The following is a 27000-nucleotide window of genomic DNA, read 5'->3' as shown; positions in this document are numbered from 1 at the left end:
TCTAGGCCTTCGCGTCGCGGTGCAGATCGATCAGGTGCTGGTACACCTGCGCGTTGTACCGGTTGTGGTTGACCTCGGCGTCACTGAGGTCTCGGCGCACCTTGGCCGGGACCCCGGCGACCAGAGTCCGCGGCGGCACCACGAAACCCTGTGGCACGACCGCGCCCGCGGCGATCAGCGCGCCCTGGCCCACCGTCGCGCCGTTGAGGATGACCGCCCCCATGCCGATCAGCGCCCCGTCCTCGATGACGCACCCGTGCAGTACGGCGTTGTGCCCCACGCTGACCTCATCGCCGATGCAGACCGGGAACTCCGGGTCGACGTGGACGGTCACCCCGTCTTGGATGTTGGTGCCGAAGCCGATCTCGATGGGCTCGGCCTCGGCCCGCAGCGTGGCGCCGTACCAGACGCTGGCCCGCGCCGCGAGCGTCACCTGGCCGATCAGGCTCGCGGTGGGCGCCGCCCACGCTTCGGCATGCAGCGACGGCGTGCGACCACGAATGGAAACGATCAGCGGCTCAGGCATGCGGCTCATCGTATGCATCGGCGTTTCACCGCCTTTCGGGGCGCTATGTGGGCAGATTGACAAAGCCCAGGTCAGACGGTCTGTCGCGGCCGTTTGGCGAGGTGGCGACTTTGGCAGTCGCGCAGCACTGCCTTTAACATGCGTGTCGACCTGTCTAGCTGAGGAGCCGTAAGTGAAGACTCGCACCAGCAAAGCCCTTGGTGCCACCGCCGGTATCGCCGCGATCGCCTTTTCGGTGCCGCTGGCCGTGACCGCCTACGCCGATCCGCCCGCGCCCGAGCAGCCGGCCGAGCCGACCACCACGGCGACGGTCGAGATCCCGAACCCCGAGGGGAAGGGCTGTGACGCCTTCAAGGAGGCGGTGCCCGACTGGAAGGCGCTGAACAACCTCCCCGTGGGCCAGGCTCTGCAAGCCATCCCGGACGCCAGCACCTTCTACTCCGCGATCTCGGGCGGCTTCAATCCGGCCGTGAACGTGGTGCCCGTGCTGGAGAACGGCCCGTACGTGGTCTTCGCGCCGACGAACGAGGCGTTCGCCGCACTTGCACCCGCGCAGCTGGACGCGTTGAAGGCCAACCCCGCCGCGTTGACGGACTTCGACTATTACCACGTGTTCCTCGGGCTGCTGGGGCCCAAGGACGTCAAGGGGCAGCGGCCCACCCAGCAGGGTGCGGAGATCAAGGTGACCGGTGAGAACGCCGACGTCACGATCAACGACACCGCCAAGGTGGTCTGCGGCGGCATTCAGGCTGCGAACGCCCGGATCTACCTGATCGACGCGGTGCTCGATCCGGCCAACGCGCCCGAGGCCGTCACGCCGTCCGCGACGTCGACCAGCGAGACGACCACCACCCAGACGACGACCGAGACCACCGAGCCGGCCCCGCCGGCGGAGCCGACGCCGGCTGCCGACGCTCCGATCGGCTGATCTCACCCGGACACGCAAAAGCCCCCGAAACTCCGTTGTTTCGGGGGCTTTGGCGTGGGGGTGGCAGCTAGACGCCACGCCGGCTAGACACCCAGGTCGCGGCCGATGATCTCCTTCATGATCTCGGTGGTGCCACCGAAGATCGTCTGGATGCGCCCGTCGACGTAGGCGCGCGCGACGCGGTACTCCATCATGTAGCCGTATCCGCCGTGCAGCTGCACGCACTGGTCGACGACCTTCTTGGCGACCTCGGTGGCCCACCACTTGGCCTTGGCCGCCTCGACCGCGGTCAGCTCACCGTCGACCACACCCTGCAGGCAGCGGTCGATGTAGTTCTCGGTGACCTCCAGCTCGGTCTCCATCTCGGCGAGCAGGAAGCGATTGTGCTGGAAGCTGCCGATCGGCTGGCCGAAAGCCTTGCGGTCCTTGGCATATTGCAGCGTCTCGTCGAAGACTCCGCGGGCCCCGGCGATGGCCGAGATCGCGATGCCCAACCGCTCCGAGGGCAGGTTGGTCATCAGGTGGTAGAAGCCGCGACCCTCCTTGCCGAGCAGGTTCGCATTCGGCACCCGCACATTCTCGAAGTGCAGCTCGGAGGTGTCCTGCGAGTGCAGCCCCATCTTGTCGAGCTTGCGGCCCCGCGTGAAACCCTCCATGTCGCGCTCCACCACGAACAACGAGAAGCCCTTGTGGCCGGCCTCGGGATCGGTGCGCGCGACGACCACACACAGGTCACAGTTGATGCCCGACGAGATGAATGTCTTGGAGCCGTTGATGATCCAGTCGTCACCGTCGCGCACCGCGGACGTGCGGATGCCCGCCAGATCGCTACCGGCACCCGGCTCCGTCATCGCAATCGCGATGATCAGCTCGCCGCTGGTGATGCCCGGCAGCCAGCGCTTCTTCTGCTCGTCGTTGGCCAGCTCCTTGAAGTACGGGCCGACCACGTCGTTGTGCAGGCTCAGCGCCGGTCCGTGCACGCCGGACCTGGCGATCTCCTCGTCGATGATCGCGTTGAACCGGAAGTCATCGGACCCGCCGCCGCCGTACTCCTCGGGCATGTTGAACCCGATCAGGCCGTACTTGCCCGCCGCCGTGAACGCAGACCGGTCGACGATGCGCTCGGTCTCCCACTTCTCCTGGTTGGGTACGAGCTCGCGCTCGATGTACTCCCGGACGGTCTCCCGGAACGCCTCGTGCTCGGCGTCGTAGATGGTTCTTTTCACTTGCTTACTTGGCCTTCCAAATAGGCTGGCGCTTCTCGGCGAATGCCAGCGGTCCTTCCTTGGCGTCCTCTGAGCGGAGCACCGTCGAGATCTCACGCATGGTTCTCGACCATCCGCCTTCGTCACCGGTGATGACGCCGTCGTCGACGCCCATCGCCACGCGCTTGCTCGCCCACACCGCAAGCGGCGCATTGCAGGTGATGCGTTCGGCGAGCTCGAGCGCGGCCTCGACCGCGGTGCCGTCCGGCACCACCCGGTTGATCAGTCCCCACTTCAGGGCGTCGGCCGACGACATGGGCTCGCCGGTGAACAGCAGCTCCATCGCGACCTTGCGCGGCAGGTGGTCGACGATGCGAAACACCCCGCCCGCGGCGGCGATGAGGCCCCGCTTCACTTCGGGCAGACCGAATTTCGCGCGCTCCTCGGCGATCACCAGATCACTGGCCAGCGCCAGTTCGGTTCCTCCGCCCAGCGCGGTGCCGTTGACCGCGGCGATGGTCGGCTTGTCGATGTAGTGCCGTACGTAACCGGCGAAGCCCCACTCGGCGTGGTCCGGGTGGAACAGGCTCTCGCGCCGCGAGATGGCCTTGAGATCGGCCCCCGCACAGAAGGATTCACCGGCACCGGTGATCACCACCGCGCGCACCTCGGCGTCGTCCTGGGCCTGCTGCAGCGCATCGCCGACCGCGGTGCTGACCGCGCTGTTGACGGCGTTGCGCGCTTCGGGGCGGTTGATCGTGATGAGCATGACGTTCCCGCGGCGCTCGGTCAGCGCCGCGGGCGTCGTCATGGCTTCGGACACAAGCAACTCACAGCAGCTCGAGAATGGTGGCGTTGGCCTGCCCGCCACCCTCACACATGGTCTGCAGGCCGTACTTGATGCCGTTGTCGCGCATGTGGTACAGCAGCGTCGTCATGATGCGCGCTCCCGAGCCACCGAGCGGGTGGCCCAGCGCGATCGCACCGCCGTTCGGGTTCAGCTTCTTCTCGTCGGCGCCGATGTCCTTGAGCCACGCCATCGGGACCGGCGCGAACGCCTCGTTGACCTCGAATGCCCCGATGTCGTCGACGGACAGGCCGGAGCGCTTGAGCGCCTTCTGGGTGGCCGGGATCGGCGCGGTCAGCATGATCACCGGATCGGCGCCGGCCAGCACCGCGGTGTGCACGCGGGCCAGCGGCTTGAGGCCCAGTTCCTTGGCTTTCTCCGCCGACATGAACAGCAGCGCCGCCGAACCGTCGGAGATCTGCGACGAGTTGCCGGCGTGGATCACGCCGTCCTCGCGGAAGGCCGGCTTGAGTTGGCCCATCTTCTCCAGCGTGGTGCCGCGACGGATACCTTCGTCCTTCAGAACGGTGTTGCCCTCGTCGTCTTTGATGCCGACGATCTGATCGTCGAACGCACCCGCATCCTGTGCGGCGGCGGCCTTTTCGTGCGAGTCGAGCGAGAACTGGTCGAGATCGGTGCGGCTGAAGCCCCACTGCTCGGCGATCATCTCGGCGCCGATGCCCTGGTTCGGAGTCTGCTTGTAGCGGTTCTTGAAGTTCGCCGAGTACGGGTTGCCGCCGTTGGCCAGCGAGGCGCCCATCGGGGTGCGCGACATCGACTCGACACCGCCCGCGACGACGACGTCGTAGTGGCCGGCCACCACACCGGCGGCGGCGAAGTGCACCGACTGCTGGCTCGAACCGCACTGGCGGTCGACGGTGACGCCCGGGACGGTCTCCGGCCATCCGGCCGTCAGCAGGGCCGTGCGACCGATGTCGAGGGCCTGCTCACCGGCCTGCATGACGCAACCCCAGATGACGTCGTCGACGAGCGCGGGGTCGACGCCGGCGCGCTGCACCAGACCGTTGAGAACCTGCGCGGACAACTCAGCCGGATGCACACCGGAAAGTCCTCCGTTGCGCTTGCCGACGGGCGACCGTACTGCCTCGACGATGACGGCTTCAGCCATGACACTTCTCCTTCGAAGTCCGAGGATTCACCCGCATACGCGCGGGTCCACCCCCGAACGTAAACGAACAAGGTTTACTAGGTCAACCTACTGGTTGGTGGGCGTGGTGGGGTGGCAGACCGCCGGTCGGTTCCAGCGATTGCCGCGAACGTAGCGGACGTTCGCCCTGCCTGGTCATTCGGGATACGGTTCTGGTCCGTCCCGCCCCGAGCCCGACGGTGGCATCGCCAGTTGCTTTGCCCGGAGTAACCGATACACATGGTTTACTGAGTTGTACAGCTGGCCGCTCGGTCAGCCACAACGTGGGAGTGGGAGTGGCTCGAAGTACACCGTTGGCGCCGATGATCGGCCCGGACGGCGTCGGCGCCGGAACGACGGTGCGGTCACCGAAGACGGCCGAACTCGTCGCCGGCACGCTGCGCCGCATGGTGGTCGACGGTCAGCTCAAGGACGGCGACTTCCTCCCCAACGAAGCCGAGCTGATGGCCCACTTCGGGGTGAGCAGGCCGACCTTGCGGGAGGCGGTCCGTGTCCTGGAGTCCGAACGCCTCGTCGAGGTGCGGCGCGGTTCGCGCACCGGCGCCCGCGTTCGCGTGCCCGGCCCCGAGATCGTCGCCCGCCCCGCCGGACTACTGCTCGAGTTGTCCGGCGCGACGATCGCCGACCTGATGACGGCGCGCGCCGGGATCGAGCCGATGGCGGTGCGGCTGCTGGCCGAGTCCGGTTCGGCCGATGCGTTCGCTGAGCTCGACAGCCTGCTCGAAGAACACGTGCCCTCCGGTTGGCAGAACGACACCCTGGCAGAGACGACGGGCGACTTCCACAGGCGCGTCGTCGAGCTGTCGGGCAACGCGACGCTGTCCATCATCGCCGGCATGCTGCACGAGATCACGGTGCGCCACAACACATTCCTGTTCAAGGAGCGTCGGCCGGTGTCGCGGGCCGACTTCGACAAGTTGATGCGTTCGTACCGGAAATTGATGCAGCTGTTGAGATCCGGCGACGGCGCAGCCGCCGAAGCGCACTGGCGCAAGCACCTCGACACCGCTCGGGATCTGCTCCTGCAGGGACTCGAGGACGTCAAGGTCCGCGACGTCATGGGCTAGGGAGCGTCGGCGCTGTCCTTCTGCCAGGTGACGTGGACCGGGACCGTGTCGTCCCACGGTTGGCGTGTCACCATGTCGGCGACGCGGATGTAGCCCCGTTCGAACTCCCCTGTCGCCGCGTCGACCAACCGGTATTCCTGACGCTGCTTGTGGATCGGCTGCCCGTCGATCAGCACGACGATGACCTCACCCGGTTCGAAATTGCAGCGTTTCTGCAGGGCCTCGATGAGCTGTTCGTTGTGCATATGGCCGTCGCCGAAGTTCCAGCCGATGGCGGTGCTGCAGATGCGCTCGCCGTCGGTCAGCACATAGTCGTCCTCGTTGTGGCCGGCCATCGCACGGTGCGCGAGTGTGAACATCGCGCGGCCGTGAGTGTTGAACGCGCGGAACGCATATCCCATGTAGAGATACATCTGGGCGGTCTCCGGGCTGCCGTAGTACCGCTCCATCTGCGCCTGCGGCATGCTCGCGATCGAGACGACGTTCTCCTCGATCTTCGCCGAGGCCGACGGTTTCACACACCACAACCCGGTGTCCCAGTTGCCCGCGTAGTAGCGCATGCCCGGCAGGAACGACACCTTGCGCGGAAACAGGTTGCCCATCACCACGGTGCCGGCGACGACAACGAAAAGCACAATCGGCCACGGGCTCTGCAGATCACCGAGGCCGATCCCGGGGTGTCCGACGAACAGCGCCAGGACCGAGAACATCATGAAGACGTTCCACTCCAGGGGCACTCCCATCGGGATCGAGGACAGGATGCCGAAGTGGAACACCAGCATCACGAACGCGGCGATGTAGGTCGGCCAACCGCCGGGAGAGAAGAACAGCACCAGCGGGACCAAACCCTCGACGGCGGTGCTGAAATGCGCCAGCCACCGTGATGCCCGGCCGGGCCGCAGATCGTCCGGAAAGCGTTCGAAGAACCTGCGTTTGATCCATTTGGGGCGGAACACCGGGTTGTTGCTCATCATCGTGGAGATGACGAACGGGAAGTGCTTGTTGAGTTTCGATGTCGCAGCGCCGAGCCAGATCGTCAGGCACACGAGTTTGGCGGCGATGATGATGTCGGGCCCGGCGAACAGGAAGCAAACCGCCAGCGAGGCGTACACCTCGCCGCGGGCGGCCAGGAAGATCACCTTGTCGCGCAGCCCGAGCACGGCGAGAACGCCGAGGATGGCGGCGATCTGCCACACCGGCAGCACGCCGACGTCGGTGCCGAGTTCGGGTATCGGTCCGGTGCCGTCGGAGAACAGCGCCACGATCAGCAACACGAGGAGCACGCCGTAGAGCAGCGCATCGAACGGTGTGCGGGTGTCGCCTTTGGTCAGCGGGATGCGGGTCGGCCACGGTGGAAGCCGAATCGTGTTGGGTCGCAACCAGTACAGGATCGATCCCATCGGCGGGAAGAACCGGTTGTTGAGTGGTCCGAAACCGCAGCCGAGACCGACGACCTCGAACAGCATCGTGTACAGCACGACCTTCTCGAACACGATCGGCTCGTGGTACCAGGAGCCGACGTTGGTGAACCCGTCGATACCCGTGGTGGTGAGCACCACCAGCCATGCGCCGAGGATGTAGAGCAGGATCTTGACGACATAGAACAGGTGCAGAACCACCGGCGTGCCGAACCCCACCTCGGCCCAGTGCCGGGCCATCGGCACGATCTTCTCCGCGCGGCTGCCCTTACTCCACTCCTCGTAATCGACGACAGGCGCGTCCTGCTTCAAGAACCCCATGGGAACACAGACTAGAACGTGTTCTAGCTATACGGCTCCAGATGCTCACGTCCGCTTCGCGAAAACTACAACAGGGTCGCGATCGCCGAGGTTTCACGACCCTGGTGTGCGGTTCGCGAACTGCGCGGGCTCTGGTCAGGCGTCGGTCTTGGCCGGCGGCCGGTAGAAGATCGCCAGCTGCCCGATGCCGCCGAGCAGGCCCAGACCCAGCGAGATGACCAGACCCCACCAGCCGTGCAGCAGGTCGTAGAAGCTCGTCGAGCTGAACAGCAGATGGTCGAGGCTGAGCTTGCCCGCTCCGATCGTCGCGATGCCGACGGCTGCGGCGGCCAGCACGAGGTTGTACTCCCAGCCTTCCTTGACGATGAAGAAGCCGTTGGGCCGGTGCACGGTCCACGCCGCGACGAGCATGAGCGCCACGAAACCTGCCGCGGGTATCGGGGTCAGCAGTCCGACCGCGAGACCGATGCCGGCCGCCATCTCCGTCGTCGCGGCGACTCGGGCATGGAACTTGCCCGGCTTCATCCCCATGCTGTCGAACCACCCGGCAGTACCGCTGAGGCCTCCGGGCCCGAAGAACTTGTTGTAGCCGTGGGCGGCCATGGTCAGACCCAGGACCACCCGCAGGATCAGCACGCCGACGTCGTAAGCAGTCATGCAACAAAATCTAGGCCATGTGTTAAGTCGCTGCCCAGCCCCCTCGCCCAACCGGATCGGCCGGCTGTCCGAAGAAGCGCAGCTGTGGTGATTGCGCCAACGCCGCACGAGGCGATTCACACGACCGCATTGTGTCGCGCCACCTCTCGGAACCAATTCGCGCTGAGCTTGGGTGATCGCCTCTGAGTCGCAAGGTCGACCCGATAGAGCCCGAACCTTGGCTTCATGCCCGCGCCCCACTCGAGGTTGTCGAGCAGGCTCCAGTGAAAGTAGCCGCGAACCGGCACACCGTCGGCCGTCGCCCGCTGCAGTTCGGTGAGAAAAGCCCGGAGCCATACGACGCGGCCCGTGTCGAATCCTTCGGCGTCCTCCTCAGCGGTCGTCGGCATGCCGTTCTCGGTGATGAAGATTTCCTTGGCGTTCCATACGTCGACCAGGAGGCGCGTCCCCCAGTACATCGATTCGGGGCTGAGCATCAACGCGACCTCTGAGTTCGGGTACTGGGCGCGGGCATGCATCGGCTGATACGACCGCGCCGGGGGAGGCACCATGAAGCTTCCCGCGACCACTTCGTACCCGGGCTCCGAGTCGGATGCCTGGACAAAGGCATGGACCATATAGATGTTGGTGCCGATGAAATCGACCGGGCTGCTGATGATCTGCAGGTCCTCGGAGGTGAACTTCGGCGCGTCCGCGCCGTGCTGCGCGAGGAACGCATCGGTGTAACAGCCTTCCATCATCACGGTCATGTAGCCCGCGTTGAGCTCCCGCAATGCGGCCGCCGCGGCCGAGATGTTCTCTGCGGTCTCAATGATGGGAGCGGTGCCGACGAGCTGTTCCGCGGGCCCGACCTTGGTCGCCGGGCGGGCCTGAGCCCGAATGGACCGGACGGCCAGGCCGTGGCCGAGCACGGCATGGTGACGAATTTGGTTGACCTGACCCGGCGGCAGCTGCAAGCCCGGAGCGAGCATGCCCCTGCCGTGTCCCAGCTCCACGAAGCTGGAGAACTCGTTGATGGTAAAGAAGTGCCGCACCCGGTCGCTGAGCTGCGCCGCGACGTAGCCGGCGTAATCGCCGAACGCCTCAGCCGTGTCGCGCGACTGCCATCCGCCCTTGTCCTGCAGCGCCTGTGGCAAATCCCAGTGGTAAAGCGTCGCGAACGGCTCGATGTCATTGGCGAGCAGCTCGTCAACGAGACGACGATAGAAGTCCAGACCCTTCGAATTCGGCTGGCCAACCCCGTCGGGGAAGATGCGGGGCCACGAGATGGAGAACCGGTATGCCGTCGCCCCGATCGCCTTCATCAGCTGGACGTCTTCCTGGTACCGGTGATAGTGATCGACGGCCACGTCGCCGGTGGAGCCGTCCCTGATCTTGCCGGCGTGACCAAAGGTGTCCCAGATAGACGGACCTTTGCCATCTTCGTCCCAGGCGCCTTCGATCTGGAAGGCCGCCGTAGCCGTGCCCCAGAAGAACTCGTCCGGGAATCGACGGCCGGCCGACGCCGATGAATTTGTTGGTGTCCCAGGCATCACGTGCCTCCTCGCCGATGCGATCTCGGGGTTTTCCTCGTCGCTTCACCTCTCCGCGGTGCGAGCCCTACTGGTAATGGTCGCGGGATTCTGGCCGCGGCGCGGCCGAACGGCCGGTAAGGAATGGTCAGATGCTGGCCGCGTGGGTGTCGCTGACCCTCGCCGAAATACCGCCCCGCTTCGCCGACCGATACCTCATCGATCCAACGCCGCTGCCAGTCTCTCGATGTAGGAGTCGATGTCGCCGATCGCGGACTCGGCTGCATGCACGCTGACGGCGATGGCGTCTCCGATGCCGTGTACGCCGTGCGTCACGCCCATCATCGGCGACAGCCCTGGAAATCCAGCGGTGAATACCACCGGTGAGTTCCCGAAGCGTAGGTCGGCGGGACCGCGGTTCACACTGGAGACGACGGTGTTTCCCGTGACCGTCGGGGAGCGCAGTGTCGGGTCGAATCTTCCTACGCCATAGCGCAGTAACCAGGCAGGCACCGCGGCGGACGCTCGACCGGCCGCAGCCATCGCCGGATGGCCGGCCCGATGCCGCCGTTGCTCGAGGTCGTCGACGATGCGCAAGGTTCGCGCATCGAACGGCAGATCCGGGTACAGGCCGACACCTACGTTGCCGAAATGGTTGTGCGCGTGCCGGTCTCCCGCTTTCGCCATAGGCACTTCGGCGCCCAGCAGCGACGGGTCGTCACCGAACTCGCGCAGGTGCCCGGCCAACGCCTCGGACACCGCGGCAAGTACACCGACCGTCACCGTCGGCCCCGGCATCGCTGCGCGCCGCATGACCACCGTCCGAATGCTGCGCAATCCTTGCGGTCGCGCATTGCTGCGCAACGCCGGACGTGGATCCGCCGGTGGCGGAACCGATCCGGCCGACGTATCTCGCACCAGCCCGCGGTGGGCCCGCGCAGCCGCATAGCCGCGCCATGGCAACCTTACGCCCGAAAATAGCTCTGGCGCCGGAATATTCGGCACGATCTCCGGTCTTCCGAACAACCATGCCGCCAGCGCCGACGACCGTACACCGTCCCCGAGCGCGTGCGTCAGTTGCACCACCGCAACCGTGCCCTGTCCCACTGCGGGAACGTTCTCGACCCGCGGGAAGATGTGGAGCCGCCACGTCATAGCCCGCGGATCGAGTTGGTCCGAGCTCAACACCCCGGCCACGATCGCCAGACAGTCCGCCCAACTGTTTCCCGCGGCGTGCATGACGAACTGGTTCGCTGAGACGTCCGCGGCCACCCACTGCGGATACGTCAGCCGATTGCCGTCACGCACCCGCAGGCGCAACTCGGTGCAACCGCGCGCCCGGTCGCGGACTCGCGCGACGGCCAACGGGATATCGGCAACGGCCCCCGCGAAACCGTAGAGCAGAAACTGATCGCTGGGGATCTTCGCCGACATCAAGTACGTCTGCGCATCCACCGCAGCCAGTCGCCGCCCCATGTCCCCCAGACTAGGCGCGCGCAGCGCCGACGAAGTCGACGATGTGGCGCGCGACGGCTTCGGGCTGTTCCAGTTGCAGGAAGTGACCGGCCCGCGCGACGGTGGCGACCTCACTGCCCTCGGGCAGAACCCGCTGAACCCATCGGGCGTAATCGGCTGAGGCGCAACCATCGTCGGTGCCGTGCAGGTACAGCGTCGGCAGCTGCGGCGCCGACAGCCAATGCCGGTGCAGTTCGGCGTATTGCGCGGGTGGCTTGCTGTTGCGCACAGTGGCCCGGTAGTAGCCGAGCGCGGCGCGCCAATTCTCGGGCGCGCCGATCGCGTCGAGGACGTGGGCGACGTCCTCGGTGGCGTCGTAACCCGGCGACCATTGGCGCCACAGGCGGGGCACCACCCACGACGCGGATCTCTCGGGCAGGCCGGGCAATTGGAAGTACATGATGTACCAGCTGCGGAGCAACTGCCGGGGCAACTGCGCGGCGAGCCGGCCCGCATCCGGCGTCCGGCCAAGGGGTCGGAACGCGGCGGCAAGCGGTACCGACATGATGACGGCCTTCGAGAAGGGACTGTCCGGCATCGCGGCGAGCCCGGCGCCGGCGATCGCTCCCCAGTCATGCCCGATGAGCACATCGCGGCCGGTCGGCCCGGCCGCGTCGAGCACCCTCAGCGCGTCGTCCATCAGCGCGCCGACGTGGTAGCTGCCGTCCGATGCCGTCGACGACGGTGCGTAGCCTCGCATGAACGGCGCCACCACCCGCCATCCCGCATCGACCAGTCTCGGTGCGACGCTGCGCCATCCGTGCGCAGTGTCGGGAAAACCGTGCAGGCACAACGCGATCGGCGCGCCGACGGCGCCCCAGCTGAGCGCGCGCAGCCGCACACCCGGCGCATCGACATCGATGAGTTCGGGTTCGGCCACTACGGCCTACACCGGGTCGAACTTCGAGATGAGCCAGCGGCCGTCGATCTTCTCCAACGTCACCCGCACGCTCGAGGCGGTATCCGTCGGAGCGTCCTGGCCCATGACGACGGTCTGGTTGACGAACACCAACACCACGGCCTCGTCGGGGCCGGCCGACACGGATGCGGCCGCCGGCACCGAAGCCACCGCAGAAATCTGCTTCTGCTGCGCGCCGGGGATCACCACGTCGTTGATGAGCCCGGTGTAGGACTCCTCGAAGTCGCCGGTCAACAGGGAGCGAGCATCGTTGAGCTGCTGTTCGACGGTGTCCGGCTTGTACGACAGCATCGCCACCGTGCTGTCCTTGGCGACCTGGACCGACTCGGCGCGCGCCGCGTCCGCGTTGCGCACGGAGTTGTCCACCCACTTCAGGTAGCCCGCTGCACCCGCCAGCAGCAGGGCGAGGGCGGGCAGCACACCGAACGCGAAGACGCGGGCCCAGTTGATGCCTCGCCCGCCGGTGGGCTCTGCCGGCGCGGGCGAGGTCGTCTCGGCGGGCTCCGAAGCCCCCGCTGATTCGGTCGTCTCGGCGGGCTCCGAGGTCTTCGCCGACTCGGAGGTCGCTGCCGATTCGGAGGTCGTGGCGAATGCGGTGCTCTCCGCGGATGCGGTGCTCTCCGCCGGGGCGGCCGTCGTCGTCTCGGCCGTCGATTCCGTCAACTCGACCGCCTCGGATGCCGGCGTCGCGGCCTTCTCGGCGGACTCGTCGGTGGCGTCGTTGTCTCGTTTGCGCCGCGGAAGCCGATGTCTATTACTCACGGTACGAACTCCACATTCGAGATCTTGGCCTCGTCCTCGCCGGTCTTCTGCACCGAAATCCTCATCCGCCAAGACCGCGGCGCCTGCTCGGGTGCCCCCGCGTTCGTCGTGTTGACGGTCACCGCCACCAGCACCTTGGCCTCGTCGTCGTTCAACGACTCGATTCCGGCCTCGGCGATCTCGCCTTCCGACTTCGACTGTGCCTGCTTGACGACCTCGACGAACGGTTGCGCACGGGCCTGGAAGTCGTCGTAGAACGTTCCGGTCGACGAGTCCAGGACGCGTTGCACATCCTGCTCGGCGTGCTCGTGGCTGATCGTCGTGAGGTTCAGCGCGCCCTGCCGCCCGACCTGCAGGAAGAGGTTGCGCAGATCGTCGGCCTGCCGCGACTCGTACGCCCGGTACCCGAGCCACCCGGTCAGCGCCGCCAGGGCCACCACGACCAAGAGGCCGACGATCGTCGCCAGCCGAACGTGCGACATCGGCGCCTTGGGCGGAGCGGGTTCGGCGCCGCCGTCGGCGGCGTCGGCGGCGTCGTAATCCTCGACGGCCTCGGCATCCCCTGCCGTCTCGGGGGTCTCTGTCGCCGAAGCAGCCGGTGTCGTCTCGGCGGGTGTCGCCTCGGCAGGCGTCGTGGACTCGGGACCTTCGGCCGCGGCGTCCTTGCCGGGTGTGGTCTCGTCTGCCATCTAGGTTCCTCTGCGGCCCATGGGCCAGGTCGGGGTCGGGTAGACAGGTCGGCTACAACTTACGTGTCCGACACCATAGCGTCGGAACCTGCCCACGAAACGGCACCACATCCGTGCCGGCTCAGATACCGCAACGATCAGCGTCAGCTCCCCGGCGGGACGAGCATCGACTGCCACGGCCGCTCCCCCGCCGCACCATTGGCCAGGTTGGACTGGGTGTACACCTTGCCGTCCGGCCCGACGTATTCACCGGACGCGGGGTCGTACTCGGCGGCCGCGACGGGCAGCGGCGGCGTACCCGGCGGAGGCGGCGTGATGGCGACGGGCACATCCGGGGGCACATGCGGGATGGGCTGCCCGGACAGCGTCGCGTTCGGATCGCCCTTCCAGTTGTAGCCGTCGTTGAGCGGCACGTACTGCTCGTCGCTCTCGCACATCTGCCACGTCGGAGCCCGCTTGCCCGGCACGGTGACACACGGCAGGTTGCGGGCGCCGCGGACGTTGAACGGCGCGTCCTGCGGCGTCCGGCAGTACAGATCGCCCACCGGCCGGTCGGGGTAGTCCTCGAAGACCGGAACGCGCTGCTGCTGCGCGGGCAGGAACCCCGTCGTACACGGCGGCGGCAGATTCTGCGGCGGCAGCGGCAGCGGCGCGGGCAACGCGGGCAGGATCGCGTTGAGGTTGAAGATCAGCGAATCCCCCATGTAGTCCTGCTTGGTATTTCGCTTGTGCACACCCACGGCCTGGGTGACGGCGGTGCCCTGCGGCAACAACACCAGCAGCTGCTCGAGGCTCGGCTGATAGGCGAGCGCGACCTCTCCGATGCTGACCAGATTGGCCAGCACGATCGGCAGGGTCGGCTGCAGCCGTTCGAACAGGGCGCGCACCTCGTCGGCGGCCCCCGGCCCCTTGGCCAGGATTCCCGAGACCGCCGGATCCTGGCTCTGCACTTGACCGCTGATGCTCGCCAGGTTCGCCGCCCACGCCTGAATGGAGCCGGCGGTTTCGGTCTGGGTGTCAAGTATCGGCTTGGACTGATCGATCAGCGTGAGCAGCGGGTCGAGGTTCTTGCGGGCGTCGATGGCCAGCGTGGCGCTGCCCTGGACCAGCCGGCGCAGCTCGGGACCGAGCCCGCCCACTGCGGTATAGGCCTCGTCGACGACGGTCCTCAAGTTCTCCTGGGGGATCGCCTGCAGGCCCCGGGCCGTGTCGTCGAGCACCGTATTGATGTCCGCTGGAACCCTGGCGCGGTCCACCGGGATCACATCGCCGTCCCTCAACTCCGGACCCTCGCCGCTGCGCGGAAGCAACTGGACGAACTGCTCGCCGACGGCGGACACGCTGTGCACCTCGGCTTCGAGGTCGGCCGGGATCCCGACGTCGGAGTCCAGCGACAGCACCGCCTCGACTCCCCTGTCCGTGAGACCCACGCTTTTCACCTCACCGACCTGCACACCGCGGTAGGTGACGTTGCTCCTCGGATACAGCCCGCCGGTCTCCGGCAATTCAAGGGTGACGCGGTACTGGCCGACACCCAGGAGGCTGGGCAGGCGCATGTAACCGAAGACCATGATCCCCAACGCGAGGATCGCGATGGCGGAGAAGATGGCCATCTGAATGAGGATCTGTCGGGTCATTCGCATGCTACGGCCCCTGATCCCAGCGATACGGAGCGACCAACGGGTTGCCCCCCGGTGGCGGTACGTGGTGGTTGCACGGGCTGGGGAACTGGCCGATGGTGCGTCCCCACTGCAACTCCAACCAGGTCAGGTTGCACTCGAACCGTGTCCCGGTGAAAAAGGCCGAATCGATTCTGCTCAACGTCAGGTCGACGACCAACGTCAGGTTCGCGTAGTCCCCGCGCATCCAATTGAGCAACGTCTCCTTCGGGAACGGGAAAGTCGGCAAGAAGCTCAGCGCGCGGGTCAACGCGGGACCTGCGTCGGCCAACTCCTCGAGCACCACGCCGAGGTCCTTGAGCTCTTGCACCAGAGCGTCTTTGGTCTGGTTGACCGAGTCGGCGGCCAGCGCGCTGAACCTGCCCAGCTGGGTCAGCACCTCGGCCAGGTTCTGGCGCTGATCCCTCAGCACGGCCAGCGCATCGGGAATGGTCCGTAATGCCTTGTCCACCACCGGCTTCTGCTCGGCGATCTGGCCCATCAGGCTGTTCAGGCTCTCGGTGGCCTCGATGATGTCCTGCTTCTGGTCATCGAGGTGTCCGATCGCGATGTCCAATTGCTCGATGAGACTGCGCAGGTCATTCTCGCGGCCGGTGAACGCGACGCTCAGCGCCTCGGTGATGTCGTAGATATTGCCGATTCCACCGCCGTTGAGCAGCAGCGCAACTGCGGCGAGCGCCTGCTCGGTACTCGGATAGGCGCTCGACGACTCGAGCGGAATCAGCGAACCTTCTTTGAGCTTGCCCGCCGGCGGCGCGTCGGTCGGCGGGGCCAACTCGATGTGCAACGACCCCAACAGGCTTGTCAACCCGAGTTTGGCCGTCGCATTCGCGGGCAGTTCGACGTCACCGTTGAGTTCCATCGTCACCAGCGCATGCCAACCCTGACGCTCGATCTTGCGCACCGTGCCGACGTTCACATCGGCCACCCGGACACGGGAATTGGGCTCGATGTTGTCGACGTCGGGCATCTGCGCCTGAATCGTGAACGCACCCGGACCGGTGCCCTCGACGCCCGGCAACGGAAGCGAGTTCAGCCCCTGCCAGTCCGAACATCCCGACAGCAGCATCGCCGACACCGCCACTATCGCCACTCGGCGAAAAAGCCTGCGCCGCATCATGGCCCGACCCCCTGGGGCACCATCATCCCGTGCAGACCGTCGGCCGGGTTCGTCGAGACCGGCGCCTCAGCCGCCAACGGCGGGCCTGCCGGAGCAGGTGGCGCCGCCTGCGCCGACGGCGGCGGGGCCGCGGGCGCAACAGGTTGCGGCGGAATGTAGTCCGGCCGCAACCAGTCCTCGCTGTAGGTCAGCTCATTGGGCCGCGTCGTGGCACCGGAGAAGACGTTCTGCATGATGGGCAGGAAGTTGTACTGGCGGTTCTTCAGGATCGGCGCCATGTACTGCACGCACAGCTTGGCCGACTGCTCGGCATTCAGCCGGGACGCGGCCTGAATTCCGCCGCACAGGAACGAAATCGGGTTGGCGAAGTTGTTGAGCATCGGCAAGCTGCTCACCGCACCCTGAGCGGGCTGCCAGATATTGACGTAGTTCTGCAACGTGTTGGGCGCCACGTGCAGGAACTGCTTGACCTCAGCGAGGCTGTCGGTCAACGCCTGGGTCACCCCGGCCAACTTGTCGGACGTGGTGCCCAGCGCTTCGCGGTTGTCGGCGACGAACGTCTGGACTTCCCCGACGACGTTGTTGAGGTCGCGCAGCGCGTCGGCGACTTCGTTGGGATCGTTGGCGAGCAGTCCGGTCACGGACGCGAGGTTCTGGTTGAGCTGACGCATCACGTCGGTGCTGTCCTGCAGCGCCGAGACCAGGATCGCCAAATTCTTGACCGTGGAGAAGATGTCGGTGCTGTGATCGCCCAGGGCTGTCACGGCCTGCGACAGCTTGATGACGGTGTCGCGGATGTTGGAGCCCTCGCCACGCAGGTTGTCGGCAGTGGTGTTGATGACCGATCCCAAAGGGCTCACGTCCCCCGGTTCGGTCGGCTGCAGCGTCTCGGCGAGCTTCTGCAATTGTTGGCGGACCTCGTCCCACTCCACCGGGACGGCGGTGCGCGACTGCGGGATCACCGCGTCGTCGCCCATCACCGGTCCGCCGGTGTAGGGCGGGGTCAGCTGGATCGCGCGCGCGGTCACCAACGTCGGTGACAGGATCGCGGCCTTGGCGTCTGCCGGCACCTTGTGCTTGCTGTCGTACCAGAACGAGATCTTGACCCGGTCGGGCTGGGGTTCGATGGACTCGATCTTGCCCACGGGAACGCCGACGATGTTGACGTCGTCACCGGGATAGATGCCGTTGGCGTTGTCGAAGTAGGCGACGACGTGTGTGCGGTTGATCGCTCCGGTGTTGCGCAACAACACGATCGCGCCCGCGGCGAGTATCACGACCAAGGCAACGGCCAGCATGTTGCGCGCGCCGCGGGTCATCGTCCGGCCTCCGCGGGTGAGAGGTGGGCCTGCCCGCCGGGAGCGGGCACCGCGACCGGAGACGGCGTCGGGTCAGCGGTCGACTGCAGAGCCGGCGGCGCCTCGGCGGGGGGGCCGGGCGGCGGCCCGCCGGGCGGCGGCGCCGGCAACGGCTCGCGGTAGGGATAGCAGCCGGGACCCGGCAACGGCAGCCCGGGCGGTCCGCACGCCTGATCGCCGGGATTGCCGGTGATGGCGTCGGGGACCGTCAGCCGTGGTTCGCCGCCTTGACCTGTGCGCGGGAACGGCACCGGCAGCGCCGGCGTTCCCGGCTGACCGACCTGCGGGTCGCTCAGCTCGGACGGCAGCTTCACATTCGGATCCAGGCCGAGATCGGAGAACGCGGCATCGATGAACGGCTGCAGGAATTGGCCCGGCAGCAAGTTTGCGACGTAGTTCTTGAAGAACGGGCCGCCAGACACCGATTCGCCCAGCGACATCACGTAGTCGGTCAGCAACGACAGCGACTTCTGCAGGCGTTCCTTGCGATTGTCGATGATCGTCAGCACGCCGTTGAGCTTGTCCAGGGCGGGTCGCAGGGTTTCGCGGTTCTCGCCGATGAAACCCTGCAGCTGCCCGCTGAGCGCCGAGATGTTGCCCGAGACCTGATCCAGTGCGGCGCTCTGGTTCTCCAGCTCGGCCAGCAGCGCGTTGGTGTTGTTGACCAGGCTCACGATCTGGTTGCTGCGTTCGGCCAGCACCGTGGTGGCCTTGTCGGCGTTGTCGAGCAGACCACGCAACTGCGCGTCGCGTTCGTTCAGCGTGTCCGAGAACCGGGCCACACCCTCGATCGCGACACGCAGCTCGGGCGGGGTGTCGGAGAAGGTCTCCGACAACACCCTCAGCGAGTCCGACAACTGGTCGGTGTTCAAACCGCTGATCGCCGTGGCCAATTCGCCCAGCGCATCGGGCAGCTCGTAGGGCGACGTCGTGCGGTCGAGGGGGATCGTGCCCTCCTGTCGGCCGTCACCGCGGGAGGTGACTTCGAGGATCTTCGTGCCCAGCAGGCCCTCGGTCTTGATCGCCGCCTCGGTGCGATCGCCCAGCCGAATGTCACTGTCGACGGTGAACGTCACCAGGGCGCGCGGTCCGTCCAACTCGATGGACTTGACCCGGCCGACCTCGAACCCCGAAACACGCACGGCCTTACCGGCTTGCAGCCCGCCGACCTCGGCGAAGTAGGCCGAGTATTCGCTGCCCTGCAGGAACGGCAGCCGATCGTAGTTCAGCGACCCCAGCACGATGCCGATCGTCAGCGCCAGCCCGATGGCGCCGATGACGGTTTGATTCCGTTCCGAGAAGGACCTCATCGCGGCGCACACCTCCCGGTGGACTGCCCGGCGACTTTCACATACACCGGCTGGCCGCCCTTGCCGTTGAGTTTGAGCACGATGTCACAGAGATAGAAGTTGAAGAAGTCGCCGTAAAGCCCTTGCCGAGCAAGCGCTTGATGGGCGTCGGGCAGGGTGTTGAGTAGGTTGTCGAAGTATTCGTGGTCGGCGACCACGATTCCCGCGGCGCGGTCCGTTTCCTGGATCGCCTTGGTGAACGGTGGCCGAGCCTGGTCCAGGAGGTCCGCGACGGTTCCGGCTGCTTCGTTGGTGTACGCCAGCCCGTTGCTGATGTCTTGTTTGCGCTCGGCCAGCGTCGCGACCAGTTGGCTGAGCGCGTCGACCGCCTTGGCGAACTGGTCGTTCTGGTCACCGAGCGATCCCAGCACCACGTTGAGGTTGACGATCACGTCCCCGATCAGCCGGTCGCGGTCCGCCAAAGTCGTTGTCAGCGCCGCGGTCTGCGACAGGAACGAGTTGATGGTCGCGCCCTGACCCTGCAGCGCTTGGATCAGCTGACTCGACAGCGCGTTGACCTGGTCCGGATCGAGCGCACGGAACAACGGCCGGAAGCCGCCGATCAGCGCGTCGAGGTCGAGCGCGGGAGATGTGCGGGCGAACGGAATCGTGCCGCCGGGTTCGAGCTTCTTGACCCCGCCGACGCCCTCCTCCAGTGCCAGGTAACGACCGCCGATGAGATCGTCGTATCGGATGACGGCCCTGCTGCCCTCGGTCAGCACCACCGACTGGTCCGCGTTGAACTCCACCCGCGCTGTGGTATCGGGTTGGATGGCAACCTTTTCCACGCTGCCGACCTCGACGCCGGCGATGCGCACGAAGTCGCCGTTCTCTAGACCGGTGACATTGGTGAACTCGGCGACATAGCTGTTGGTGGCCTCCCCGAAGCGCATCTCGCCGAAGACCGCGAACAGTCCGAACACGCCGAGCAGGCACACAGCCAGGAACACGGCGAGACGCACCGCGTCCCGTCGAACCCTGGCGTTCATGCTGGACATGGCGTGTCACCTCTCATGGCGTCGTGGGTCATCCGAACGGAGGGCCCGGTCGTGCGGGAGTCGGCAGGGGCGTCGGTCGCAGGGGCGTGGGCTGCACCTGGGCGGGCGAATGGACGATGAAAGGTTCCGAACCCGGTGTGGGGCCGGGATCTCGCGGTGCCATCGGCGGCGGGGCGGCCGGGAGGCCCGGCCACAGTGGGGTGCCGTCGTCGGCGTACAGGTCCGCGCCGTAAGCCGGGGCGCCCGGGTACGGGATCGGGCCTATCGCGGGTCCGCCGAACAGGTTGCGGACGCTTGGCGGTTCGGGCACGGCGCGGGTGGTCGGCAGATAGTTGGCGTACCCGGGGAAGCCGATGCCGGGGTTGGGGCGCCAGTCGATTCCGGTGCCGAACCCGGTGTTGGTGACGAGGTTGCGCACCGGCCAGTTCTGCGCGACGTCGGGCAGCGAGCCGCAGCTGGGCTTGCCGCCCGGCCCGCCCTTGGCGCCGACGATCGGCAGGTGATTGGGGTACCGGTAGGGGTCGTCGCCGACGCCTAGGGCGACGTCCAGTACGAGCGTCCGCCCGTTACCGCCCGGCGCGTCGTACCCGCCGGTGTCCAGCAGGGTCTTCGCGCCGGTCAGCAGGCAGGTGTACTCCGGGCTGTACTTGTACAGCAGGTTCGTCGTCGGCTCGAGGACGTTGATGGCCTTGATCAGGTTCGCCTGGTTCGGTGCGAGCAGGTTGATTCCGCTGTTGGAGAGTCCGATGGTGGCCAGCAGCAGCGCGTCCAGTTGGCTGGCCTGGCCGGTGATCGTGGTGCTTGTGGTGCTGAGCGCGTCGAGGGTGCTCAGGATGTCTTGTGCCGCAGCGCTGTACGTGTCGTTGAAATCCCGCAGCGCGCGCAGGTCGGCGGTGATCGTCTCGTTGCGTGGATTGAGCTCGAGCAGAACCTGATTCGCGTCGGTGGTGGCCTGCCCGATCAGCTCGCCCTGACCCCGGACACCCTCGGCGAGCGCGTACAACGTGCTGTTGAGTTTGGCCGGGTCGACCTGCTCGAGCACGTCGACGACGTTCTGAAAGACCGTGTTGGCTTCGACGGTGACGTTGCGCGACTGGATCACCTGACCGGCGGCCAGTCGCTGTGAACTGGGATCACTCGGATAGATCAGATCGACGAATTTGGCGCCGAACACCGTCGTCGCCCGGATCTGCGCCTCGACGTTCGACGGGATGAACTGGATCTTGTCCTTGTCGATCTCCAGCTTCAACGCCACCGGTTGGCTGCCGCCCTGAATTGCGGAGACCCGCCCGACCTGCACGCCGCGCAACTTGACCTTGGCGTCGGTTTCCATCACCAGACCCGAGCGGTCGGATGTCAGGGTGACCGTCTCGGTCTTGCGGAAGGCGCCGACGAACAGGGCATACGTCAACCAGATCGCGGCGGCGACGATCACCACGAGGATCAACGTCCACCACGCGGGATGCAGGCCTTCGTCTTCGACGTCCATATCAGCCGGCCAGGTTGAAGTTGCCGGATTGACCGTAGACAGCGAGCGAGAGCATCACCAGCACGAAGGCCGAGACGATGAGCGATGTGCGCACCGCCCGCCCGACGGCCTCACCGACGCCCGCGGGCCCGCCTCGCGCGGTGTAGCCGTAATAGGTGTGCACCAGCATGATCATCACCGACAGCGCGATGGTTTGACCGAACGACCACATCAGGTCCGTGGGGTTGAGGAACGTCCTGAAGTAGTGGTCGTACACACCCGTGGACTGACCGTAGATCACGGTGGTGCCGAAGCGCGCCGCCCAGAACGCGGCAATCACGCCGACGCAGTACAGCGGGATCACCACCAGGAAACCGGCGACCACCCGCGTCGAGGCGAGGTAGGCGATGCTTCGGATGCCCATCACTTCCAGCGCATCGACCTCCTCGTTGATCCGCATGGCGCCGAGTTGTGCGGTGGCGCCCGCGCCGATGGTGGCCGACAACGCGACCGCCGTGGTGGCCGGCGCGATCAGCCGGACATTGAAGAACGCCGAGGCGAAACCGGTCAGCGCCTCGACACCGATCTCGGAGAAGTCGGTGTAGCCCTGCACCGCCACCAAAGCGCCGGTCGTCACGGTGAGGAAGCCGACGATCGCCACCGTGCCGCCGATGATGATGAGTGCCCCCGCGCCAAGGCCCATTTGGGCGATGATCCGGATCAACTCGACCTGGTAATGGACGACGGTGTAGCGGATCGAGCTCAGGGTGCGACCAAAGAACTTGGCTTGCATCCCGACGCGGTTCCACGGATCGGCGACGCTCTTGAACCGGGCTTTGAGCCAGGGGAACTGGGAATGCGGCCTCGAAACAGTCACATCGTCACCTTCACCGCCACTGCGGTCGCGACGATGTTGATCGCGAACAGCGCCATGAACGTGAAGACCACGGTCTCGTTGACGGCGTTGCCGACGCCCGCCGGGCCTCCGCCCACGGAAATGCCCTTGTAGCAAGCGATCATGCCTGCGGACAAACCGAACAGCGCGGCCTTGAGCAACGCGATGATGACGTCGGTGGTCCCGATGAGCAACGTGAGACCCGCGGCGAACGCGCCCGGTGAGACGTTCTGAATGTAGACCACGAAGAAATACGCGCCGGCCAGCCCCACGAGGATCACCGTCGCGGACAACGCAAGTGACACCAAGGTCGCGGCCAACACCCTTGGAACGACCAGCGCCTGAATGGGATTCACGCCCATCACCCGCAGCGCATCGAGTTCTTCTCGGATGGTGCGCGCGCCGAGGTCGGCGCACATGGCGGTGGCGCCCGCGCCGGCGACAACCAGCACCGTCACGATCGGCCCGATCTGGCGCACGGTTCCGAGCGCGGCGCCCGTACCGGAGAAGTCGGCGGCGCCGAACTCCACCAACAGGATGTTGAACGTGAAGGTGAGCAACACCGTATACGGAATGGTCAGCATCAGTGTCGGCAGTATCGACACGCGTGCGACAAACCACGCCTGAGAGATGAACTCACGCCACGCGAAAGGTGGCCTGAACATCCACACGAAAGTGTCCAGCGCCATGGAGTAGAAGCCGCCGAAGGCGCGCACGGGCTTGGCAATTGCATTGACAGCGACCATCAGTCGGCTCTCATCCGCGCGCTCCGCACTGCCATCTGCACTGCCATATAGCCCGCCGACCTTCCCTGACACCAACAACCCGCGCCCGTGATGGCTGTGGCGCACAGGGTACACACGGCCGGACGTCCGGGAACCGTATATCGGGAATTTGCGGATGGGCAAACGCCGACGTCGGTCAGGTGCGTTTGCGCACTACGCATCCACTGGCTAACTTTCGCGCACGGACTTTTCGAGTTCGCCGATGTACTGCCTGGCGCCCAGGGCTCGCAGCGCGAAGTCGAGCACGCGGGCCTTGGCCAGCCGCAGACCCTCATGGTCGTCGAAGGTCTGGCAGATCAGCACACGGCTGATGATCGCGTTGATGGCGACCGCGTCCTGCTCGGGATCGGCCAGCGGGAACGCACCGGCGTCGCGGCCGCGCCGCAAGATCTCCACCAGTGAGCGCTCGCGGTCGGCGTGGGCCTTCTCGCGCGTCTCGCGATAGCCTCTTGCGGCGCGGACCTCGTCGGAATCGATGACGGTGAAGTGCATCCGCATCTCCTCGTCGTGGATCAGCCCGAACATCGCCTCGATCCAGGCTTCGAGCTGCTCGGCGGGCGCCCCGGACTTCTCCTCGAGGACGCGGTCGAGCCGCCGCGCCAACGCGTCGGTCTCCTCGCGCAGCATGGCCAGGAACAACTCGTCCTTCGATTGGAAATGCCGGTAGAAGGCGCGCGTAGAGACTTCCGCCCGCTGCAGAATCGCAGCGACCGGGACGGGGCCCGTGTGCGGTTGCGACAAACAGTCGTAAGCAGCCTCGATGATGCGCTCCCGGTCACGGGCGGCAAACTCGTGCTGCACGAGCGCAAAGTATATTGACGCCCTCATCAAGGACACCGGGATCGACGGAAATTCCCGGTGGGTAACGTGAGCCACCGGGGCGAGCCGGAGAGGACGGCCGTGAACGCGACTGACAGCGAACCGCAAACCGTGAAGTTCCGCGGGTCGGAGGACATCACCTTGGTGGCCGACGAGTGGAACCGTGGCGCGCAGACGCAGCAGCCCTCCGTCCTGCTCCTGCACGGCGGCGGGCAGAACCGCTACTCGTGGAAGCAGACCGGACACGTCCTGGCGGGCCTGGGTCTGCATGTGGTCGCGCTGGACAGCCGGGGACACGGCGACAGCGACCGGGCGCCCAACGCCAACTACACCGTCGACGCATTGAGTGCGGACACGCTTGCGGTCATCGAGCAGATCGGACGCCCGGTCGCGTTGATCGGCGCGAGCATGGGCGGGATGACGGGCATGCTGGCTTCGGCCGCTGCCGGACCGGAGAAGGTCACCAAGCTCGTGCTCGTCGACGTGGTGCCGCGGTACGAGAAGGACGGTAGCGCCCGCATCCGCGAGTTCATGTCCAGCGGCATAGATGGATTCGAGACCCTCGACGAGGCGGCCGACGCGGTCGCTGCGTATCTGCCGTACCGCAAGCGCCCGCGCAACCCCGAAGGTTTGAAGAAGAACCTGCGGTTGCGCGACGGGCGATGGTTCTGGCATTGGGATCCAGCGTTTCTCACCGCACCGATCGACGACCGGTTCGTCCGCGAGGAGAAGCTCGAGCAGGCGGTGATGAGCTTGACCATCCCGATCCTGTTGATCCGCGGGAAACTCTCCGACGTCGTGAGCACCGCGGGGGTCAAGGACTTCCTGGAGAAGGTGCCTTCCGCGGAATTCGTCGAGCTCTCCGAGGCCGGGCACACCGCCGCCGGTGACGACAACGACGCGTTCTCCGAAGTCGTGGTGCAGTTCGTCAGCCGGTGACCGCGAGCCGCCACCCGCGGCGAAACTGCACCTCTGTGTCAAAGACTGTCGAAACTTGGTGCAGAAGTTCAGTTTCGATCACGGCGAGGCCTGCAGTCACGCCAGCAGCGGCACCGACTCCTGGCGGTCGCCCGTCAGGATCTCGAACATCGCGCGCCGGTCAGCCGTCAACTCGGTGCGCTCGAAAGCCTTGCCTGCCACCTGGATTCGGCAGCTGGCGATCGCGGAGTTGTAGCAATACTTCGCCGCGCCGTCGGTATCGGTGTACGTCAGCCCGATGACGTCGGACGGTTCGGTCACGATTTCGCCCTCGATCATCTGCTCCCCCACCCGACCGCCGAACGTCCATGAGAACGGCCGGTAGCGGCCGTGGGTCTGCAGGCTGCCGCGAATCGAGCGCACCGCGAACTCCTGGCCGGCGTGCCGGAACACGAACAGCGTCACACCGGGCAACAACACCGGCCCGAACGCCGCTCGGGCGGTGACGATCTCGAGCGTCGTATCCGGAGCGTCGTCGAAGCCGCAGACCTGTCCGAACGCATACGACGGCGTGTGCCGGGTGCCCCAGTTGTGGTTGACGCTGCCGGTCCAGCCGTCGAGAACGAGGCGGACGTCGTCGAGTTCGAGCATCCCGTCGAAGCGTGCAAGCGGATGGCGCACCGTCGTCTTGGCGGTCGGGAATCGCGCCGCGTAGGCACGGTCGGACAGCAGGCGAACCGGCGCCTCATCGCCCGGGGTGATGCGCAGGTCCCACCGCGCCGAGCGGTGCCCGCCGGTGACCACGCCCTCGGCCGACCGGTCGTCGAGGACGGTCGCGGCGATGCGTGCGGTCCAGTCCTCGTAGCCGTACTCGGCCGACTCGATGGGGTAGGGCTCCTTCAGCGCACGGTTGCCCGCACCGTCGGGGTCGAAGACCATCACCCATACATCGGCGGTCGGTTGCCCTGCCGTCGGGAGCAGCAGCGTTTCCCGGAGCCACAGCGCCTGGGGCAGGTCAGGGTGGTTGGCGCGGATGTATCGACTCTCGTAGTACGGGGGCTCCGCGAACGTCACCGGTTCAGCATCCAATACTTGTGGGGTGACCGGTGCCCAGATCGTGGCGTACGTATTGGCGATTGTGGCGGTGGCCGAAGCCGTCGCGCTCGCAGTGCTGTGGATCCGCTACACGCGCCAGCGCGAGGAACTCGACGAGATCCGGCGGCGTCTCGACACCAGGAACATGCTGTTCACCGGCGGCCGCGAAGCGGTGAAACAGGTGTGGCAGACCGCCAACATCCTGCGCAAGGACGGCCTCGGCGCGGCGGTGCGATCCTCGATCGAGGATCTCGCGGACTGGGCGGAGGTGGAGCGACCGGACCTGGCCCGTCTTGCACCGAGCGGCAAGATGGTGATCCTGTTCTCCGACATCGAGGACTCGACCGCGCTCAACGAACGCATCGGCGACCGCGCCTTCGTCCGGTTGCTGGGCCGCCACGACAAGATGCTGCGTCGACACGTGAAGAAGCACTCGGGCTACGTGGTCAAAAGCCAGGGTGACGGGTTCATGGTGGCCTTCGCCCAGCCGGAGGAAGCGGTGCGCTGCAGCATGGACGTGCAACGGTCACTTCGTAGAACCCCCAACGGTATTCGCGTTCGCATGGGTATCCACATGGGCAAGTCGGTACGCCGCGGCGACGACCTGTTCGGGCGTAACGTCGCGATGGCCGCACGGGTGGCGAGCGCAGCCAACGGCGGCGAGGTCCTGGTGAGCGAGGTGGTACGCGACGCTCTCGCCGATGTCGAGGACATCGAGTTCGGCGACGGCCGCGACGCCGAACTCAAGGGCTTCAGCGGATCACACCGGCTCTATGCCGTCGCGTCCTGACCGCCGGCGTTGGCCTCGGCCACCCGCTGGTGCAGCCGCGCTCTGATGTCGTCGGGGGTGTACGCGTTACGCCGCCGCTGATCGCGCGCGACCAGCGCCCCGCCCGCCACCACACCCGCGACGCTCGCCAGCCCGACCCACTTCCAGATACCGCGCATGACGCTCAGTCTGCCTAAGCTGCGGTGGTGAAACC

Annotated in this window: 26 protein-coding genes; 4 read left to right on the top strand and 22 right to left on the bottom strand. The window is 66.4% G+C overall.

Translation table 11 applies throughout. The annotated features are described in order from the left end of the window. Nucleotide 1: 1 nt before the first annotated feature. Nucleotides 2-526 (bottom strand): gamma carbonic anhydrase family protein, encoded by a 525-nt coding sequence (locus AU197_RS25410; protein ID WP_064406656.1) that lies wholly within the window; start codon nt 524-526, stop codon nt 2-4. Nucleotides 527-698: 172 nt separating this feature from the next. On the opposite strand from AU197_RS25410, the gene AU197_RS25405 reads away from it, so the two are divergent. Next, a complete protein-coding gene (locus AU197_RS25405; protein ID WP_064406654.1) occupies nt 699-1454 on the top strand; it encodes a fasciclin domain-containing protein in 756 nt (251 codons plus the stop codon). Between the two features lie 83 nt (nt 1455-1537). Here the strand turns inward: AU197_RS25405 and AU197_RS25400 are convergent, their stop codons facing one another. Genes AU197_RS25400 through AU197_RS25390 form a run of 3 tightly spaced genes read right to left on the bottom strand, consistent with a single transcriptional unit; the run spans nt 1538 to nt 4635 of the window. Next, nucleotides 1538-2680, bottom strand: coding sequence for an acyl-CoA dehydrogenase family protein (locus tag AU197_RS25400; RefSeq protein WP_064346691.1), 1143 nt, complete (start codon nt 2678-2680; stop codon nt 1538-1540). A gap of 4 nt (nt 2681-2684) precedes the next feature. Then, nucleotides 2685-3470: a crotonase/enoyl-CoA hydratase family protein gene (locus AU197_RS25395; protein ID WP_156434565.1), complete on the bottom strand. Its 786-nt coding sequence runs from the start codon at nt 3468-3470 to the stop codon at nt 2685-2687. Between the two features lie 19 nt (nt 3471-3489). After that, complete coding sequence (locus tag AU197_RS25390) at nt 3490-4635, bottom strand: thiolase family protein (protein ID WP_064346688.1); 1146 nt, start codon at nt 4633-4635, stop codon at nt 3490-3492. Nucleotides 4636-4949: 314 nt separating this feature from the next. Between AU197_RS25390 and AU197_RS25385 the strand changes: the two genes are divergently transcribed. Beyond that, the gene (locus tag AU197_RS25385) at nt 4950-5741 is read left to right on the top strand and encodes a FadR/GntR family transcriptional regulator (protein WP_064406650.1); all 792 of its coding nucleotides are present in this window, start codon (nt 4950-4952) and stop codon (nt 5739-5741) included. Here the strand turns inward: AU197_RS25385 and AU197_RS25380 are convergent. The 16 genes from AU197_RS25380 to AU197_RS25305 all read right to left on the bottom strand — a co-directional run bounded on the left by AU197_RS25380 (nt 5738) and on the right by AU197_RS25305 (nt 23986). After that, complete coding sequence (locus AU197_RS25380; protein ID WP_064406647.1) at nt 5738-7480, bottom strand: DUF3556 domain-containing protein; 1743 nt, start codon at nt 7478-7480, stop codon at nt 5738-5740. The genes AU197_RS25385 and AU197_RS25380 overlap by 4 nt on opposite strands. A 135-nt stretch (nt 7481-7615) precedes the next feature. Beyond that, nucleotides 7616-8137, bottom strand: a complete 522-nt coding sequence (locus AU197_RS25375) for a DoxX family protein (RefSeq protein ID WP_064406646.1) — start codon at nt 8135-8137, stop codon at nt 7616-7618. A 116-nt stretch (nt 8138-8253) separates the two neighbouring features. Continuing rightward, complete coding sequence (locus tag AU197_RS25370; RefSeq protein WP_064406645.1) at nt 8254-9669, bottom strand: GH1 family beta-glucosidase; 1416 nt, start codon at nt 9667-9669, stop codon at nt 8254-8256. Nucleotides 9670-9864: 195 nt separating this feature from the next. Beyond that, nucleotides 9865-11124, bottom strand: a complete 1260-nt coding sequence (locus AU197_RS25365) for a WS/DGAT/MGAT family O-acyltransferase (protein WP_064406643.1) — start codon at nt 11122-11124, stop codon at nt 9865-9867. Between the two features lie 10 nt (nt 11125-11134). Further along, a complete protein-coding gene (locus AU197_RS25360; protein ID WP_064406640.1) occupies nt 11135-12043 on the bottom strand; it encodes an alpha/beta fold hydrolase in 909 nt (302 codons plus the stop codon). Nucleotides 12044-12049: 6 nt separating this feature from the next. Next, nucleotides 12050-12844: an Rv1363c family protein gene (locus AU197_RS25355; RefSeq protein WP_082696847.1), complete on the bottom strand. Its 795-nt coding sequence runs from the start codon at nt 12842-12844 to the stop codon at nt 12050-12052. Continuing rightward, nucleotides 12841-13533 (bottom strand): Rv1363c family protein, encoded by a 693-nt coding sequence (locus AU197_RS25350; RefSeq protein WP_064406639.1) that lies wholly within the window; start codon nt 13531-13533, stop codon nt 12841-12843. Before AU197_RS25350 ends, AU197_RS25355 begins: the two co-directional genes overlap by 4 nt. Nucleotides 13534-13676: 143 nt before the next feature. Next, nucleotides 13677-15176 (bottom strand): MCE family protein, encoded by a 1500-nt coding sequence (locus AU197_RS25345; protein WP_064406637.1) that lies wholly within the window; start codon nt 15174-15176, stop codon nt 13677-13679. A gap of 1 nt (nt 15177) precedes the next feature. After that, complete coding sequence (locus AU197_RS25340; RefSeq protein WP_156434574.1) at nt 15178-16329, bottom strand: MCE family protein; 1152 nt, start codon at nt 16327-16329, stop codon at nt 15178-15180. Beyond that, nucleotides 16329-17651 carry a virulence factor Mce family protein gene (locus AU197_RS25335; RefSeq protein WP_064406633.1) on the bottom strand — a complete coding sequence of 441 codons (1323 nt, stop codon included), beginning with the start codon at nt 17649-17651 and terminating at the stop codon, nt 16329-16331. The genes AU197_RS25340 and AU197_RS25335 overlap by 1 nt, the downstream gene beginning before the upstream one ends. Beyond that, nucleotides 17648-19000 (bottom strand): virulence factor Mce family protein, encoded by a 1353-nt coding sequence (locus AU197_RS25330; protein WP_064406775.1) that lies wholly within the window; start codon nt 18998-19000, stop codon nt 17648-17650. The genes AU197_RS25335 and AU197_RS25330 overlap by 4 nt, the downstream gene beginning before the upstream one ends. After that, nucleotides 18997-20028 (bottom strand): virulence factor Mce family protein, encoded by a 1032-nt coding sequence (locus AU197_RS25325; RefSeq protein WP_064406774.1) that lies wholly within the window; start codon nt 20026-20028, stop codon nt 18997-18999. The genes AU197_RS25330 and AU197_RS25325 overlap by 4 nt, the downstream gene beginning before the upstream one ends. Before the next feature lie 37 nt (nt 20029-20065). Further along, the gene (locus AU197_RS25320; RefSeq protein WP_064406632.1) at nt 20066-21526 is read right to left on the bottom strand and encodes an MCE family protein; all 1461 of its coding nucleotides are present in this window, start codon (nt 21524-21526) and stop codon (nt 20066-20068) included. A gap of 1 nt (nt 21527) precedes the next feature. Beyond that, complete coding sequence (locus AU197_RS25315) at nt 21528-22382, bottom strand: ABC transporter permease (RefSeq protein ID WP_064406630.1); 855 nt, start codon at nt 22380-22382, stop codon at nt 21528-21530. After that, entirely contained in the window at nt 22379-23146 is a 768-nt protein-coding gene (locus AU197_RS25310; protein WP_064406628.1) for an MlaE family ABC transporter permease, read from the bottom strand. Before AU197_RS25310 ends, AU197_RS25315 begins: the two co-directional genes overlap by 4 nt. A gap of 207 nt (nt 23147-23353) precedes the next feature. After that, on the bottom strand, nt 23354-23986 hold the full coding sequence (locus AU197_RS25305; protein WP_231745187.1) for a TetR/AcrR family transcriptional regulator: 633 nt from the start codon (nt 23984-23986) through the stop codon (nt 23354-23356). Nucleotides 23987-24085: 99 nt separating this feature from the next. Here AU197_RS25305 and AU197_RS25300 point away from each other — a divergent pair, with 99 nt between their 5' ends. After that, entirely contained in the window at nt 24086-24943 is an 858-nt protein-coding gene (locus AU197_RS25300) for an alpha/beta fold hydrolase (RefSeq protein WP_064406772.1), read from the top strand. Between the two features lie 96 nt (nt 24944-25039). Here AU197_RS25300 and AU197_RS25295 read toward each other — a convergent pair whose 3' ends face one another. Next, nucleotides 25040-25996: a hypothetical protein gene (locus tag AU197_RS25295; protein WP_197415657.1), complete on the bottom strand. Its 957-nt coding sequence runs from the start codon at nt 25994-25996 to the stop codon at nt 25040-25042. A gap of 25 nt (nt 25997-26021) precedes the next feature. Here AU197_RS25295 and AU197_RS25290 point away from each other — a divergent pair, with 25 nt between their 5' ends. Continuing rightward, nucleotides 26022-26807 (top strand): adenylate/guanylate cyclase domain-containing protein, encoded by a 786-nt coding sequence (locus tag AU197_RS25290; protein ID WP_064406625.1) that lies wholly within the window; start codon nt 26022-26024, stop codon nt 26805-26807. Here AU197_RS25290 and AU197_RS26370 read toward each other — a convergent pair. Further along, complete coding sequence (locus AU197_RS26370) at nt 26789-26965, bottom strand: hypothetical protein (protein WP_156434564.1); 177 nt, start codon at nt 26963-26965, stop codon at nt 26789-26791. The genes AU197_RS25290 and AU197_RS26370 overlap by 19 nt on opposite strands. Nucleotides 26966-27000: the final 35 nt, after the last annotated feature.

Origin of the sequence: Mycobacterium sp. IS-1590 (assembly GCF_001500025.1) — a bacterium.
Classification (GTDB): Bacteria; Actinomycetota; Actinomycetes; order Mycobacteriales; family Mycobacteriaceae; genus Mycobacterium.
Note: the sequence above shows the minus strand (reverse complement) of the source record. Positions and strands in the feature narration are given on the sequence as shown.